At 35.7% G+C, this 17,025-nt stretch carries 13 protein-coding genes; 6 read left to right on the forward strand and 7 right to left on the reverse strand.

The features are described from left to right. Window positions 1-729 precede the first annotated feature (729 nt). Complete coding sequence (locus tag BLT46_RS04560; RefSeq protein ID WP_090406908.1) at window positions 730-1,290, reverse strand: helix-turn-helix domain-containing protein; 561 nt, start codon at window positions 1,288-1,290, stop codon at window positions 730-732. A 175-nt stretch (window positions 1,291-1,465) separates the two neighbouring features. Here BLT46_RS04560 and BLT46_RS04565 point away from each other — a divergent pair, with 175 nt between their 5' ends. Further along, a complete protein-coding gene (locus BLT46_RS04565; protein ID WP_090406911.1) occupies window positions 1,466-2,971 on the forward strand; it encodes an NAD(P)H-hydrate dehydratase in 1,506 nt (501 codons plus the stop codon). Between the two features lie 142 nt (window positions 2,972-3,113). Further along, window positions 3,114-3,599 carry a GNAT family N-acetyltransferase gene (locus tag BLT46_RS04570; RefSeq protein WP_176770723.1) on the forward strand — a complete coding sequence of 162 codons (486 nt, stop codon included), beginning with the start codon at window positions 3,114-3,116 and terminating at the stop codon, window positions 3,597-3,599. Window positions 3,600-3,697: 98 nt separating this feature from the next. Here BLT46_RS04570 and BLT46_RS04575 read toward each other — a convergent pair whose 3' ends face one another. After that, on the reverse strand, window positions 3,698-6,523 hold the full coding sequence (locus tag BLT46_RS04575; RefSeq protein WP_090406917.1) for an FAD-binding and (Fe-S)-binding domain-containing protein: 2,826 nt from the start codon (window positions 6,521-6,523) through the stop codon (window positions 3,698-3,700). 215 nt (window positions 6,524-6,738) lie between these two features. On the opposite strand from BLT46_RS04575, the gene BLT46_RS04580 reads away from it, so the two are divergent. From BLT46_RS04580 to guaB, 4 genes are all read left to right on the forward strand, one after another. Further along, window positions 6,739-7,758 (forward strand): quinone-dependent dihydroorotate dehydrogenase, encoded by a 1,020-nt coding sequence (locus BLT46_RS04580; protein WP_090406920.1) that lies wholly within the window; start codon window positions 6,739-6,741, stop codon window positions 7,756-7,758. A gap of 8 nt (window positions 7,759-7,766) precedes the next feature. Further along, window positions 7,767-8,393, forward strand: a complete 627-nt coding sequence (locus tag BLT46_RS04585) for a LysE family translocator (RefSeq protein WP_090406924.1) — start codon at window positions 7,767-7,769, stop codon at window positions 8,391-8,393. Window positions 8,394-8,553: 160 nt separating this feature from the next. After that, entirely contained in the window at window positions 8,554-9,420 is an 867-nt protein-coding gene (locus tag BLT46_RS04590; protein ID WP_090406927.1) for a hydroxymethylglutaryl-CoA lyase, read from the forward strand. A gap of 57 nt (window positions 9,421-9,477) precedes the next feature. Then, window positions 9,478-10,950: an IMP dehydrogenase gene (gene guaB / locus BLT46_RS04595; RefSeq protein ID WP_090406930.1), complete on the forward strand. Its 1,473-nt coding sequence runs from the start codon at window positions 9,478-9,480 to the stop codon at window positions 10,948-10,950. Between the two features lie 289 nt (window positions 10,951-11,239). Here guaB and nhaC read toward each other — a convergent pair whose 3' ends face one another. The 5 genes from nhaC to BLT46_RS04620 form a co-directional block, all read right to left on the reverse strand. Then, complete coding sequence (nhaC, locus tag BLT46_RS04600; protein WP_090406933.1) at window positions 11,240-12,700, reverse strand: Na+/H+ antiporter NhaC; 1,461 nt, start codon at window positions 12,698-12,700, stop codon at window positions 11,240-11,242. Window positions 12,701-13,282: 582 nt separating this feature from the next. Next, complete coding sequence (locus BLT46_RS04605) at window positions 13,283-13,741, reverse strand: hypothetical protein (RefSeq protein WP_090406936.1); 459 nt, start codon at window positions 13,739-13,741, stop codon at window positions 13,283-13,285. A 36-nt stretch (window positions 13,742-13,777) separates the two neighbouring features. Further along, complete coding sequence (locus tag BLT46_RS04610; protein ID WP_090406938.1) at window positions 13,778-14,596, reverse strand: 5'-nucleotidase, lipoprotein e(P4) family; 819 nt, start codon at window positions 14,594-14,596, stop codon at window positions 13,778-13,780. Between the two features lie 373 nt (window positions 14,597-14,969). Next, window positions 14,970-15,905, reverse strand: coding sequence for a cysteine synthase A (gene cysK, locus BLT46_RS04615; protein ID WP_090406941.1), 936 nt, complete (start codon window positions 15,903-15,905; stop codon window positions 14,970-14,972). Window positions 15,906-15,928: 23 nt separating this feature from the next. Then, the gene (locus BLT46_RS04620) at window positions 15,929-16,753 is read right to left on the reverse strand and encodes a serine O-acetyltransferase (RefSeq protein ID WP_090406944.1); all 825 of its coding nucleotides are present in this window, start codon (window positions 16,751-16,753) and stop codon (window positions 15,929-15,931) included. Window positions 16,754-17,025 lie beyond the last annotated feature (272 nt).

A 17,025-nucleotide genomic window follows, 5' to 3' on the forward strand; every position in this document is an offset into this window, starting at 1 on the left:
AGCGACTGTAAGTTGCACTGAGTAAAAGTTAGGGTTTTGTTTGCCGTATAGGTTGAAAACAAATTACCTCGCTTTAAAAAACAATAGAATAATAGATTTTTTGTGATAATTAGAAGAGAGCCTGCAAGGAATATTGCGGGCTTTTTTTGTGTGTTATACTGAACTGTGATAAAGGAACAGACATAATAGAGGGGACGAAGTATGAACATTTCTTTTGAATGAAAAACAAAATGTGCGAAGATTTAAAATGTAATGCTTGCAATAAAGAACAGAGTAAAGTGCAGTTTTAGACGGACCATGTTCGAGACATCTACCACACAAGTACCACATAAGCTTGGAAAAAAGCCCTTTTTACCGAAGGTGTGTGGTACTAATGTGGTACTAATGTGGTACAAGTATCAAAGGAGTCTGTAATAAGAGTGCTATTTAACTTATACTCAGCTATTAAAAAGGAAGATGACTTAGTTGGTTAGTTATATAGAATCTATAGTTTAAATATACCCAACTCAAATAGTTATTACTAACCAAACTCATTGGTTTAACTATGTTCATACTACTTCTCTAATCCCGTTTTAAGGACTTTCGAAACATATTATTTAGGAATAATTAATTGCGTTTAAAATAGAAAGACAAGTGCTTCTGCTAAATTCCTCAATGTGAAATTAGAATATTTTAGATGGGTGCATACAGGGGGTAGAGATAAAGTCTTTCTTAAAAGTAAATAGTATACTATAATTTATCAATCACTTTTCGCCTTTGTGACCCCGTAGTTTTAAAGTGAGTAGGAGTTAGCCCAGTTACTTTTTTAAACTGTTTGCTCAGATGGGCTACACTGCTATAATGCAATAAGAAAGTGATTTCTTTTAATGTCAGTTCGTTGTAAACCAAGAGTTCTTTTACCTTCTCAATCTTTAAGCAGATGAAGTATTGCTCTATGGTTGTTGATTCTAATTGAGAGAACAACTGGCTTAAACTTTGGTAATCTTGTCCAATCTTATCTGTGATATAAACTGATAAGGGAGTTTCTAAATAAGCATTGTGATTTTGTACTAACTCAATCAATACGGTTTTAATTTTGTCAACCGTTTTACTCTTTTGATTGTCTAATATTTCAAAGCCTAAACGTTGTAGTTTTTCAGTTAAACTATCCATTTGCGAGGGCGAAAGATATTCTTTGATTTCCACTTCGCCAAGTTCAACATTTATTGGGGTATATTGAGTGGATAGCAATAGGTTTTCTACTGCCATTTTGCATCGCTCACACACCATATTTTTTATATATAATTTCATTCCGAAAACCAATTCTGATTACCCAAAGATACTAAAAGTTAGAAAAGACATTGACAATGCTTTTTAAGGGTTTCTATTTTGTGTTAATATATTCGCGTTTCTTGCTATTACATGTTTTTGCAATAGACAATTTACTATCTTTAGTTTCTATTAAAACAACAATTAATTAACCAATATGAAAATTTTAAATTCGCAACAAGTTCTTGCTATTGATAAGGAAACTTTAGCAAGTCAATATATATCTTCTTTTAAGTTAATGGAGCGTGCTTCAACAAAGGTTTTTGACAAGTTGAAAGACCGTTATAAGTTGTATCAAACTTCTTTTGTTATTCTATGTGGCAAGGGGAATAATGGGGGAGACGGATTAGCACTTGCGCGTCTTTTGAAAGAAGGAGGGGCTTTTGTACGCGTTTATTTGTTACAAGCCAAAAAGTACACGCCAGAAAGTGTGCAGAATCAAGATTTATTAGAAGAAAGAGATATTGCCGTTGAAAAGTTTACACCTAAAGCGAAGATTAAGATTAAGCCAGACGACATTGTTATTGATGCGATGTTTGGCATTGGGCTGTCTGAGGTTTTAGGAGATGAATGGAACGACTTTTTTAAGCATATCAATGAAGAGAAGTGTTACGACCGCGTGTCAATTGATATGCCGTCAGGATTATTTGCTGATGTGAGTACGCCAAAAACAGCCAATGTTTTCAAAGCCAATATTGTTTATACGTTTCAGTTGCCTAAGTTATCGCTGTTATTGCCTGAGTCAAAGGAGTATGTGAAGGAGTTTGAGGTAGTGGACATAAACTTGGATGCTGATGCCATTGCTAAGGCAGAAACAATGTGCTATTTTGTAGATAAAGACAGGGTTAAGAGTAAGCTGAAAAAAGGAAGTAAGTTTGACCACAAAGGATGTTTTGGACACGCCTTAGTAATGGGAGGAAGTTTTGGTAAGATTGGAGCGATGGTGTTGGCGTCTAAAGCGGCAATGAAGTCGGGAAGTGGCTTGGTATCTGCTTATATACCAGGGTGTGGATATACAACAATGCAAACAGCTATTCCTGAAGTAATGTGTTTGGTTGGTGAGGATGAAAAACAATTGGTAAACTTTCCAGATGTATCAAATTACGATGCAGTAGGGGTTGGTTGCGGATTAGGAACGAGTAAGGAAACAGCAAAAGGGTTTGTTGCCTTTTTAAAGGGGGCTAAAGAGGCTAAGATGGTTATCGACGCAGATGGCTTAAACATTATCAGTGAGCAAAAATGCTTGGATAAGGTTCCGGCTCAAACTATTTTGACTCCCCACGAAAAGGAGCTTTCTCGTTTGATTGGAACGTGGGACAGCGATTTTGACAAGATTGAAAAGGTGAAAACGATGGCTAAAAAACACAACCTTGTTTTTGTAGTGAAAGGTGCCCATACGATGGTGGTAACGCCAAGTGAGGAGGTGTACTTTAACTCGACAGGTAACTGGGGAATGGCAACGGCGGGTTCTGGTGATACGTTAACGGGAATTATTACTTCGTTGTTAGGACAAGGGTATGCTGCGGAAGATGCGGCTATTGTAGGTGTTTACTTACACGGATTAGCAGGGGATTGTGCGGTTGAAAGTATTCACCCTTACAGTTTGCTTGCTTCTGATATAAGCAACGCTATTAGCACAGCATATAAGAGGTTATATGAATAAATTTAGGTTATTATAAATACGAAAAGGCAGTGTATCAGTAGATAGACTGCCTTTTTTCTTGGAGTATAATTACATTGCCGTTTTTGTTTTTATAGCTTTATTATGCTGTAATCATAATATTGTAGTCTGATTTATGCCAACTATGAGAAATATATTGTTGAGAGATTTTAATCCAACTGAAGATGTAGTGTTTTTCGAAAACTTATATAATAAGGAAGAGAATATGAGATTTATTCCTTTTAAAAAGGGGGGTATAATAAGAGAAGATGTGAAGGATAGATTTTCGCCTAAATCGGACAGAAAGTTATTTGTGGTAACGGATATTGTTACGTCTTCTATAATAGGAGAAGCGGGTATTTATAACTATGAGTCTTTTGCAAATGAATATGAACTGGGATATATAATGGATTGTAACTATTGGAATAAAGGGTTGGGGAAAGAAATATGTGCTACCTTAATTCACAAGGTGTTTAACGAGTTAAGCGGGGTGAAAGCTGTTTGTCGTATGTACCAAGAGAATATAGCTTCTATAAAGGTTTCTCAAGCAAACAATATGATTTTAGAAAGAGAAGATGTATTGGATAATGGTCGTACGCGATTGACGTATGTTCTTCATAAAAACGGATAGGCTGTTTTTGTACTTGCTTATAAAAACAGTTGTATAAAACCAAAAAGGGCAGTATATCATTGGATACACTGCCCTTTTTAAAATATATGTAAATATTGTTATTTTGTTACTTCGTCGATAAGGTAGAAAATAGACTTAAAGTTTACATCTCCGTATTCTGTTAGTCCGATTTCACACGTACGACTGGTAGAAAATCCGTCTTTACAGCTACTTGGTATCTGTTCTTTCAGATGTCTGTTTCCGTGTTTGTTTAGCTCAGGGAATGTAAACCCTCTATCTCCAGCAAAACCACAACAGTTGCTATCGATGTAGTTTACCTTTTCTGCACACATTTTAGTAAGTTCTAACAACTTGCCTTCTAAGCCTACTTTCTTTACAGAACACACAGGGAATACTGATATTTCCTTTCTCGGGTTCTTCACTGGTAAGATTGGCATAATGAAGTCTAACATAAACTCAATAGGGTCATACATTTTTAGTTGTCCCTCTTTATGAGCTTCGTAGAAAGTATAGAAACAAGGACTCATATCAAATAATACAGGATATTTTCCGTTTTCAGATGCCTTCAACAACGCCTGTTCTAAGTTGCTCGACTTCTTGTATCCCTCTTCTTTAAACCCTTTACTGCTGAATGGCATTCCACAACATTGGTTGTTTAAATTCTCTGGATAGATGATTGTATAGCCCGCTCTTTCTAAAAGTTGGATTGTTTTCTCTGTCAAGTCCACATCGTCTTTAGGATAATCTTTTGATTTACCCATTGTTCTGTTGATACAAGAAGGGAAGTATACAACTTTTAGGTCTTGGTTAGGATTAACCACTGTTTCCTTAATTGTTTTCTTTGTACCCGTTGGCATTGCCACGTTCCACTGTGGTACTTTATTATTAGATATCTTTCTGATTCCAGATGATATACTATACATCGCTTTATTGCCCAATACGTTTTGGAAGAAACGCACTGTTTTTAACCCCGTACGTCCTAATGCCGTAAAGCGGTCCATATTATCAACGTAATACTCTGCGTCTTTTCTGTTTTTAGGCGTTAATGATGCTTTACGAACATCTTTGATGTACTTACCTGTGTCGATTTTAACCGGACACGCTAAAGCACACAAACCGTCAGTAGCACAAGTTTCGTCTGAATAGTACTGTGCATTGCTAACTAAACTTTCTAACATCGTAGCATCTTCCCCCGTGTTTTTAAGACGAGCAATTTCTCTACCAATTACAATACGTTGTCTTGGCGAAAGCGTTAATCCCTCAGACACACAGTGCGACTCACAGAATCCACACTCGATACACTTATCTACAATTTCATTTGTAGCAGGAGACGGTTTAAAGTTCTCCAAGTGAATATGAGGATTTGTGTTGATAATCACCCCTGGGTTAACCAAGTTATGCGGGTCAAAGATGTTTTTCACTTTCAACATCACTTTATACGCTTGTTCCCCCCATTCTTTTTCCACAAAAGGCGCCATATTTCTACCCGTTCCGTGTTCTGCTTTTAGAGACCCGTCAAACTGGTCAACCACAATTTCAACCAATTCATCCATCAATTGTGCATAGCGACTCACTTCCTCTGTTGTAGAGAAGTCCTGAGAGAATACTAAGTGTAAGTTACCCTCTAAGGCGTGTCCGAAAAGCACAGCATCGTGGTAGTTCAGTTTGGCAAACAAGGCTTTCATAGCGATACAAGCATCAGCCAGTTTCTCAACCGGGAAAGCAACGTCTTCAATAATACACGTTGTCCCTGTTTTACGCAACGCACCAGTTGTAGGAAGTAGTCCGTTTCTGGCTTTCCAATTGAAGGCATATTGCTTAGGTTCAGACGTGAACTCGAAAGGTTTATAAGTAGGAGTAGTAGCGATAGCCTCTCTAATCTGTGCTTGTTTTGACTGCATTTCCTTATCGTTTTCTGCTTGTGCCTCAACAAGAAGGATACAAACCGACTCAGGAAGTGTTTTGAAATAGTCAGGAGCTTCTGGTTCGTCTTCAATAGAGCGAATACTATTTCTGTCTAATAATTCAACAGCAGCAACCGGACTTTTCTTTAAGAAAGGCACAGCTTGACACGCTTTTTCAATAGTTTCAAAAATCATCAACGTACACGCTTTGTGCTTGTAGTTGATTACGGTATTATAAGTAATATCAGAAATAAACGCCAACGTACCTTCCGAACCAATCATCAAGTGTTTGATGATGTCAAAAGGGTCTTCATAATCAATGAAAGAGTTGATGCTATATCCGGTTGTATTCTTTATTTTAAACTTGCGTTTGATACGGTCATAAAGTACATCATCATTTTTGATGTTGTCTCTAAGGAAACCAATTTCTCTTAAAATCTCAGGGTGTTTCGCTTGAAAAGCACGTTTACTATCCTCATCCGCAGTATCCAAAACAGTTCCGTCATAAAACACAATGCGTATATCAGCAATGGTGTTGTATGAGTTTTGCGATGTACCACAGCACATACCGCTGGCATTATTAGCAGCAATTCCCCCAATCATAGCTGCGTTGATAGAACCAGGGTCCGGACCAATCTTACGGCCATACGGCGCTAAGATGATATTAGCACGTCCACCGATAATTCCTGGTTGGAACTTTGCTTTTAGTCCTTGGTCAAATATTTCGTATCCCTTCCATTTATGCGTAGCCACCATTAAAATAGAGTCGCTAATTGCCTGACCAGATAAACTCGTTCCAGCAGCGCGATAAGTTACAGGTAATTTATATTTAGCAGCCGTTTGTAGTGTTGCAATTGCTTCTTTCTCATTGTGAATTTGAACTACGACTTTCGGAATTAAGCGATAAAAACTCGCATCTGTACCATACGCTAAAAGTTGTATAGGGTTGGTAATAATTCGATTAGAGTCAATCTGTTTCGCTAATTCATCATTGAATTGTTGATATTGCAGTGGTAACATAAGATATGTTCTTTTTTATTTCCCCACAATTTACGAAACAAAGTGTGAGATTGCTGAGAATATGTCTTATTTATATTGGATTTAAATATAATAATCTCATCAAATTAACCGTTTGATAAATTGGTTCAAAATGTAGTGAAAAGGGGGTATGAAATAAGGAGTAAAAAGCATACCTTTGCAAAAATTTAAACACACAACTACACAAGTAATCGGCTATGTATAAAAGCTTTATAAAGCCTATCTTTTTTAGGTTTGACCCGGAAAAAGTACACCATTTTACCTTTAGTACTTTAAAATTAGTCAATAAGATTTCTGGAGTTTCTGCTCTAATTCGAGCTAATTGTCAAATTAATGATCCCCGTCTTGAAAGAGAAGTTTTTGGATTAAAGTTTAAAAACCCAGTAGGGTTAGCCGCTGGATTAGACAAAGATGCGAAATTATACAGTGAATTGGAGAATTTCGGATTTGGATTTATTGAGATTGGTACCTTAACTCCCAAAGCACAACCAGGTAATCCTAAAAAACGCTTGTTTCGCTTGAAAGAAGACCACGGATTAATTAACCGAATGGGATTTAATAACGGAGGTGTTGAGGAGGCAGTTCAACGTTTGAAAAAGAACAAGGGCACACTTATAGGGGGTAATATCGGTAAGAACAAGGTAACACCCAATGAGAATGCAATTGACGATTACAACATTTGTTATGACGCGTTGTTTCCGTATGTAGATTATTTTGTAGTGAATGTTAGTTCGCCAAATACACCTAATTTACGTGCGTTGCAAGATAAAGAGCCACTTACGGCATTGTTGAATGCGTTGCAAACAAAGAATGCACAAAAAGACAAGCCAAAGCCTATTCTATTAAAGATTGCTCCAGATTTGACAGATGAGCAGTTGTTAGACATCATTGATATTGTAGCAGAAACAAAGATTGCGGGAGTAATTGCCACAAATACTACAATTGAGAGAAAAGGATTGGTTTCGCCAAATAAAGAAGAAACAGGAGGATTAAGTGGAAAACCATTAACTAAACGCAGTACAGAGGTTATTCGTTTCTTATCTGAAAAAAGTAATAAAGCATTCCCTATTATTGGAGTAGGAGGAATTCACTCGCCAGAGGATGCAATTGAAAAATTAGAAGCAGGTGCGAGCTTGATTCAATTATATTCTGGATTTATTTATGAAGGACCAGGATTAATCAAAAAAATAAACGAAGAAATTCTTTCTAAATATTAATTAAAACTATGTCAACTGAAGTACTTTATACTTTTTTTATTACTTGTTTTTTATTAATTATTACACCAGGACCTGACTTACTTTATGTAGTGTCACAAAGTATAACGAGAGGGAAAAAGTACGGATATGCCGTGGTAATTGGACAAATGGGCGGATTAATGTTTCACTTGTCATTGTTTGCTTTTGGTATCTCGGCTATTATCATTCAATCTGAACTCATTTTTAAAGGAGTTAAGTTATTTGGAGCGTTGTACTTATTTTGGTTGTCTTATAAGGTTTTTCAAGAAGAGAACGCCATCGTTATTGAGGAAAATCAAACAGGAAAGAACGATAAGACCGTAGTCGGTTTTATGAAAAAGGGATTATTGATGAATATCCTAAATCCGAAGGTAATGATGTTCTTTTTAGCATTATTTCCAGGGTTTATATCAGAAGCAGCAGGAAATGTAAAACACCAAGTATTAGTCTTAGGAGGTGTGTTTATAACGGAGGCCCTTGTGATTTTCTTCATAATTTGCAGTATAGCCGCACAGCTAACGGATTATATGAGGGATAACAAAATGGTTAATCTGTTTTTGAAATGGTTACAGATAGTGGTTTTTAGCGGTTTAGGTATTTTTTTACTGTTGAGCTAAAAATAAAAATAGATAGAAAAGCTTCTTACTTGATGAGTAAGGAGCTTTTTTTTGAGTTATAATGCATTGTATCAATGAAATAAGGTATCCTTCTTAAGGACGTAAAAATCAATTATTTCATTTTGTGAATTCAATGCTTTTCTTATATATTTGAAACACTATGAAGCCAACCGTAAAAATTATAGAATGTCCTCGCGATGCTATGCAAGGCATTAAAATGTTTATTCCGACTGAGAAAAAAGTTCAGTATATCCAATCCTTACTTCGCGTGGGATTTGATACGATTGACTTTGGAAGTTTTGTATCGCCTAAGGCAATTCCTCAAATGCAAGATACTGTTGAGGTTTTAAGTCAATTAGATTTGTCTAAAACGGAGAGTAAGTTATTGGCTATTATTGCCAACACAAGAGGAGCAGAGCAAGCGGCAGAACACAAGGAAATACAATACTTAGGTTTTCCTTTCTCTATTTCGGAGAACTTTCAGATGCGTAATACACATAAAACTATAGCCGAGTCAATTGTTACTTTAGATGAGATATTAAATATAGCAACAAAGTCAAACAAAGAGGTAGTAGCTTATTTATCAATGGGCTTTGGTAATCCGTATGGAGACCCTTGGGATGTTGATATTGTGGGTAATTGGACAGAGAAGTTGGCAAAAATGGGCGTGAAGATTCTTTCGCTTTCAGATACAGTGGGTAGTTCTACACCAGAGGTAATTGACTATTTATATAGCAATTTAATAAAAGCATACCCAGATATTGAGTTTGGAGCACACTTACATACCACAGCAGATAGTTGGTTTGAAAAAGTAGATGCAGCCTATAAAGCAGGTTGTATTCGCTTTGATGGGGCTATAAAAGGGTACGGAGGATGTCCGATGGCAAAAGACGATTTAACAGGAAATATGCCTACTGAGAAGATGCTAAGTTACTTCACAGCAAACAAGGTGGACACTAATTTAAGTGCGATGTCATTTGAGAGTTCTTATAATGAAGCGTTAAAAATATTTAATTTTTATCATTAGATTTTTTTAGTTTGTCGAAAAAAGCTAAATTTGCGTGCAATTCAACTACAATTGCACATGAAAGCACACACAGCTAAAATCATCGGTCAAGGATTAACTTACGATGACGTCTTATTAGTTCCTAACTATTCGGAAATCTTACCAAGGGAAGTAAGCTTAAAAACTAAATTTTCTAAAAACATTACTTTAAATGTTCCTATTGTATCTGCAGCGATGGATACAGTAACGGAAAGCGATATGGCTATTGCTATGGCTCGTGAAGGAGGGATTGGTGTAATCCACAAAAACATGACAGCTGAGGAGCAAGCAAAAGAAGTTCGCAAAGTAAAAAGAGCAGAATCAGGAATGATTATAGATCCTGTTACTCTTTCGTTAGAAGCAACTGTAGGGGATGCTAAAAAAGCGATGGCTGAATACAGCATCGGAGGTATTCCAATTGTTGATGATAAAGGTATTTTAAAAGGTATCATCACAAATAGAGACATGCGTTTTGAAAAAGTAAACAGCCGTCCTATTACAGAGGTTATGACAACAGAGAATTTAGTAACAGCTGCAGAAGGTACAACGTTACAACAAGCAGAGGTTATTCTTCAAGAAGCTAAGATTGAAAAACTTCCAGTAGTCAATGCAGATTACAAATTAGTTGGTCTTATCACTTTCCGTGATATCACTAAACTTACATTAAAACCAAACGCAAACAAAGATAAATTTGGTCGTTTACGTGTTGCTGCCGCTTTAGGAGTTACAGCAGACGCAGTAGATAGAGCTTCATTACTTGTTAAGGCAGGTGTTGATGCATTAATTATTGATACAGCGCACGGACACTCACAAGGTGTTGTTGGTGTATTAAAAGCAGTTAAAAACGCATTCCCAGAAATTGACGTAGTTGTAGGTAACATTGCTACTCCAGAAGCCGCTTTATTCTTAGTAGAGAACGGAGCAGACGCTGTGAAAGTAGGTATTGGACCTGGATCTATCTGTACTACACGTGTAGTAGCAGGTGTAGGATTCCCACAATTCTCAGCAATTATGGAAGTTGCAGCTGCATTAAAAGGAACAGGTATTCCAGTTATTGGTGATGGTGGACTACGTTACACAGGAGATATTCCTAAAGCTATTGGAGCTGGGGCAGACTGTGTTATGTTAGGTTCAATGTTGGCAGGTACGAAAGAATCTCCAGGTGAAACTATCATCTTTGAAGGAAGAAAGTTTAAAGCTTATAGAGGTATGGGATCAGTTGCAGCAATGAAGCAAGGATCTAAAGATCGTTATTTCCAAGATGTAGAAGATGATGTTAAGAAATTAGTTCCAGAAGGAATTGAAGGACGTGTACCTTACAAAGGGGAGTTAAACGAAAGTATGTTACAGTTTATCGGAGGTTTAAGAGCCGGTATGGGGTACTGTGGTGCTAAGGATATTCCTACTTTACAAGAGGTAGCTCGTTTTGTCCAATTAACAGCTTCGGGAATTGGAGAAAGTCACCCTCACAATATTACAATTACGAAATCAGCACCTAACTATTCAAGATAGTCTAAGGGTTGATATAAACCATAAAAGACCGTTTGTATATGCAAACGGTCTTTTTTTATGCTTGTTTTTAGGGGGATGTTGCAGATTGTTTAGGTCGATTAAATACACATTTATAGCGTGTTCAAACGCGTGTTTTAGTGATTTGTAAGACTGTGTAGTTATATTTTTTAAGAGAGTACAACAGCTATTAATAAGAGCATTGTACTTGATATGAGGACATAAAAAAACTCCTAAAGTGCCATTTTATCAGGGCAACTTTAGGAGTTTTTTATATGTTAGAAGTAGCTAATTAAGCTGCTTTAGGAGTAAATAAACGACGTATTTTGATATCCAACGCTACGTAAGCTAAAGATACAAAAGGGGTAATAATGTTGAAGAAAGCATAAGGTGCATACGCAAAAGTATCAATTCCTAATACCCCTGAGTGGTAAGCCCCACAAGTGTTCCAAGGAATTAAAACAGAAGTTACTGTTCCTGAATCTTCTAATGCTCTACTCAAGTTTTCTGGTGCTAAACCTCTTTCTTTGTAGGCTTTTGTAAACATTTTACCAGGAACTACAATAGATAAATATTGCTCAGAAGCAGTTAAGTTTACAATTACACAGCTCGCCATTGTACTTGCAAATAGTCCAAACATCGACTTAGCAATGCTCAATAAACTCAAAGTAATTTTCTTTAAAGCACCAATTGCCTCCATAGCTCCACCAAAGAACATAGCACAGATGATTAACCATACCGTGTTTAACATACTTTTCATTCCCCCTGCTTCAAAAAGACTGTTTAAGCTCTCCATCGGTGAAAGTATTGCAATGTCTGTTGTAATGGCATTCATAATCCCTCTATAAGCAGTGTAAGCGTTTAGTTGTTGTCCTTGTCCCACTACAGCTACAATTTCTGGTTGGAAAAACAAAGCAAATACAGCTCCTAACAGTGTTCCTAACAACAAAGCTAAGATAGGTTTGATCTTTTTTAAGATGGCACCGATTACGATAATTGGCACAGCAAATAACCAAGGAGTAATATTAAAAGTTGTGTCAATAGCACTCAAAGTAGAAGTAATATCAATATTATCTGCAATGTCGATATTGAAACTAATAATAATAAAAATGATCAAGGTTAAAATATACGTCGGCAACGTAGTGTACAACATATATTTGATGTGGGTAAACAAATCAGTTCCCGCCATAGCAGACGCTAAGTTTGTAGTATCAGATAAAGGCGATAGTTTATCTCCGAAATAAGCTCCAGACAATACAGCCCCACCAATCATTCCCACCGGAATACCCATTGTATTTCCGATACCCACTAAAGCAATACCTACTGTAGCAGAAGTAGTCCACGAACTACCTGTCGCCAATGAAATAATTGAACAGATAATAACACAAGCAGGTAAGAAGATTTGAGGTTCCAATATTTGTAAACCGTAGTAAATCATCGTTGGGATAACCCCACTTAGCAACCACGTTCCAGATAAAGCACCTACTAAAAGTAGGATATAGATAGCACGTGTAGTTTCACGCACGTTTTTAGTAATCTTTTTGATGATGTCTTCGTAGTCAACTTTATTGTAGAGCCCAACACCAATAGCAATAAGTCCCCCAATAAGCAGTACGAACTGATTGGTTCCTGCTAAAGCTTCGTCTTCAAATACGAAAACGTTGATAGCAAGTAGGATGATCAACAAGACCATTGGTATTAGCGATTGGAATAAAGTAATTGGTTTTGGCTTAATTTTTTTTAGTGGTTTCATTATGTTTTTTTGCTGATTAACGGGTTTCAAGATACATATTTTTGAATAAAATGAAATTATAAACCTTAATAAAATAATAAAATTTACATTATTGATAATTAGCAGTAGCTTAATGTTTGTAGAATAAAGTAGGATTAAAAGGAGTTTGTAGAAGGAATTTTATTGAGTAGTTGTAAAGTTCCTTATTTAGTGTCTTTCTACATAATTATCACATTATCTTAGTTTTCCTTTTTTATTAATAATGAAAAGTGAACTGAATAAATTGTTTTGAAGTAAAGCTTTTTTGCGTGTTTCACAAGTTTCTGTGATAAGAAAAAAGTTGAATCATTTTTATAAAAAAGCAGGGTTACTTCATCTTTTTGTTTCTTTTTAAAATGTAGATTACTCATTTTTTAGGGGGTAAATAGAAAAAGAGTAACAATTGAAGAAGAGAAGTTGGCTTATTTGTGTATTTAGAGCAATTGATTGGTTTTATTTATCAGTTAGTGGAAATGGTTTGCTTGTAAATGGCAGAGTGAAGCATAAAAAAAGCCCTATAATTATATTATAGGGCTTTTTGGTATATTGTAATGAATTACTATTTTACTTTTTTGTAGTAAAATCAGGTTTAACTCTTGAATATGAAACAATCATTGGAGCTTTTCCTTCTTTTGCAGTAAAGTTATATTCTAATTTTAACTCCTTGTCATTACCTGTAACTATTGTGCGAGGGTTATCTTTATACTTTTCAAAAGTCATTAATTTTCCATCAATCTTACCAGTTGTTTGAGTTTCTTTCCCCTCTACAATTTTATGTTCAAAAAGGACAGCTTTTTCTTTTGTAATTATAATTTTATCAGTTTCAGAAACAGCATCATTTCCTCTTAATTCCATAAAACTTCTACTATGTTCTATACCGTTAAAACTGTAAATAACTTGATCAGCATACCAAGTTCCTTCAATATTTCCTTCAGGTCTAATTTTATTATTATCATCACTATTACAAGAAGCAGTTCCGATTACTAAAGCGAAGATAGAGCAAATAGCTACTAATTTTTTCATGTTTAAAAAGTGTTTATTAGTTATAATTGTGTTTTATTAAAATCCTTTTACGCTATTGTTATAGATTTCGTCTTTTTGTTCTTTAGTCAAATCTTTGCGGTATTGAAATAAAGCAGCTTCCCAATCACCATAACCAGTGTTTGGAAGAACGATGAACTTTTTACCAAATAGCTCTTGGTTAGACTTTACGTTTTGAGAGCGTTCTTCTTGTGTCTTTTTGTCAAAAGCAGTTGAGAAATCAGAAAGGTTATCTCCTAAAAGCATTACGATTTCGTGAGTTTCGCTTAATTTTTGACGTCTTGTTTCTTTGCTTGACTCAGCAGTTCTCACAATTACGTGAGCATCATCAGCATAAGGGTAGTTATATTTGACCAAGTTTTTCATAGTACCTGGTTTATCATTTTGGTTTCTGTTTGTGATGTAGAAAATTTCAACACCTTTAGAAGCAGCATAGTTAAAGAACTCTTGGCTACCTAACAATGGAATAGCATCTCCTTTTTTAGTCCACTCAGTCCAAGAAGCTTGGTCATAAGATTTACCTTCTCTTGCCATTTGTACAGCATAAGGAGAGTTATCTAAGAAAGTTTCGTCGATATCAGTTACAATTGCAATTGGTTTGCTGTGTTTTTCTTCTAAAATACGGTCTAACTGTAAAGTAGCGATATTGAAAGCTTGTGCGCATAAAGCTTGGTACTCAGCTGCATTTTGTTGAAAAACAGCAGCATAAAGTTTTCCGTTTACCTCAATATTGTTTAATGCGTTTGCTGATGTAGAAACTGCACCTTGTGGTACCGATTTACAAGCAGTTAAAGCTGTAAAAGCAAGTCCTGCAATAAGAAAAGATCTTCTAAGCATGTCTTTATAAAATTTTCTGTTATGAATGGCAAAAGTACGATTAAAATTGAGAATAGTTAAATTTGTAAAAGCAAATAAAGCGTTAAGCCTTAGCATTGCAAATGGGAATGCCTAAAAAGAGATAAGAATTGATTGAAATTATTTGACAGGAAAGTAAGGAGTAAGGAGTAAGAAGTAAGGAGTAAGAAGTGAGGAGTAAGAAATGAGGAGTAAGAAATGAGGAGTAAGAAGTGAGGAGTAAGAAGTGAGGAGTAAGAAGTGAGGAGTAAGAAGTGAGGAGTAAGAAGTGAGGAGTAAGAAGTGAGGAGTAAGAAGTGAGAAGATGTGTAGAAATAAAAAAAGCTACCTAATCACTCAGGTAGCTTTAGCTATATTATTTTATTTCAGCAGCTTTTTCATCAAACAAGTCGCTAACCGACCAGTATCTTTCACCCGTGTCGTAGTTGAAAGTTAGGACCGTAGCTCCTGGTTTCATATTCGGTAATTCCTTAGCAATAGCCGCTAATGAAGTCCCTGTAGAAATACCCGCTAAGATTCCCTCTTCACTTGCAATTCTGTTTGTGTATTGGTAAGCTTCATCTTTCTCAATTGTGATGATTCCGTCAAAAAGAGCAGTGTTTACCACTTTTGGAATAAAACCAGCACCAATACCTTGTAACGGGTGAGGACCAGGTTTACCACCACTTAAAACAGGAGAGTTTAGAGGTTCTACTGCAAATACCTTTAAGTTAGGGAATTTTTCTTTCAACACTTCAGCAACCCCTGTAATATGTCCACCTGTACCTACACCAGTGATTAAGTAGTCAAGCCCTTCTGGGAAGTCATTGATAATCTCTTGTGCCGTAGTTCTTTTGTGAACCTCAGGGTTAGACAGATTGTTAAATTGTTGAGGTACCCAAGCGTTATCCATCTCCTCAGCCATTTCAGTAGCTTTAGATACAGCACCAGCCGTTCCTAATTCTTTAGGTGTAAGAACAAACTTAGCCCCATAAGCAGCCATTAGCTTTCTACGTTCAATACTCATTGACTCTGGCATAACCAAGATTAATTTGTATCCTTTAACCGCACAAACCATAGCAAGACCAACCCCTGTGTTACCAGAAGTAGGTTCAATAATAACCGTATCTTTATTGATAATTCCTTTAGCTTCAGCATCTTCTATCATTGCCAATGCAATACGATCTTTTAAGCTTCCTCCAGGATTTTGTTTTTCTAATTTAATCCAAACATTGATGTCATTAGGGAATAGCTTATTAATTTTGATGTGAGGCGTGTTCCCAATAGCTTCTAATACATTGTTTACTTTCATTTTTTCATTAATTTAATTAATAGTTATATTACAAAGTTGATTGGTTCGGGATAATCTTGATCTTTAGAGTAGCTTTTACTCTTACTATATATAACTGAATGTGGTTTTACACTTTTTGTCAACCAAACATTACCACCAATTACAGTGTCGTGTCCGATTACAGTATCTCCTCCCAGAATTGTAGCTCCAGAGTAGATAATAACATTATCCTCTAAATGAGGATGTCTTCTTGTATTTGCTTTGTCTTTTGACACAGAAATAGCACCTAAGGTAACACCTTGATAGATTTTTACGTTAGTACCAATCACACAAGTCTCACCAATTACAATCCCTGTTCCGTGGTCAATACAGAAGCTTGCACCAATAGTAGCGGCAGGGTGAATGTCAATCCCTGTTTTACTGTGTGCGTGTTCTGTCCAAATACGCGGAAGTAATTTTACTTTTTGCTTCTGAAGCTGATTTGCAAATCTATAAATAGCAATTGCATAAAAGCCAGGGTAAGCAATATAAACCTCTTGCAAACAAGTAGCAGCAGGGTCATTTTCTAAAATTGCTTTAGCATCAGACTGTAAAGTAAAGAATATTTCTGGCAATGCTTCAAAGAAGTCATCAGCAATTTTCTCAGATTTTTCCACATCATTGTTGATGTTAAAAACAATAGAGATAAGTTCAATCTTTAAAGTTGACAGTCTAATATTTAGAGCCTCTTCAGATAAATACTTTTTGTCTTCCAATTGAAAAAGGAAGTGAAATAGAATATCTGTATATTTTTCAATTCTACGTTTGTCTAAAAAAGACTGAGAGCTTTCATTTTGTTTCAGTAACTCTTTAACGAATTTATTGTGCATTTACTTTTGTTGTTTTTATTGTCATATAGCGATATCTAAAAAAAATATTTACAAAAAGCTGAAAGAGAAAGTAATACTGTTATCTATAAAAAAATAAACGAAGGAGCTATTTAGCTGATAGTATTAAGACTGCTATTACAAGTTGTAAAAATCATAACGCTTACTTTTAAATCATAACGCTTAAAATGAGCGCATATTTTAGAGACTGCTTCTGTAAAAGTAAGAATTGTAAGTGAAAGGTACTTCTATATTTAACAAATAATTGCTTGACA

The sequence above is a fragment of the Myroides phaeus genome, assembly GCF_900099675.1.
GTDB classification, from domain to species: Bacteria; Bacteroidota; Bacteroidia; order Flavobacteriales; family Flavobacteriaceae; genus Flavobacterium; species Flavobacterium phaeum.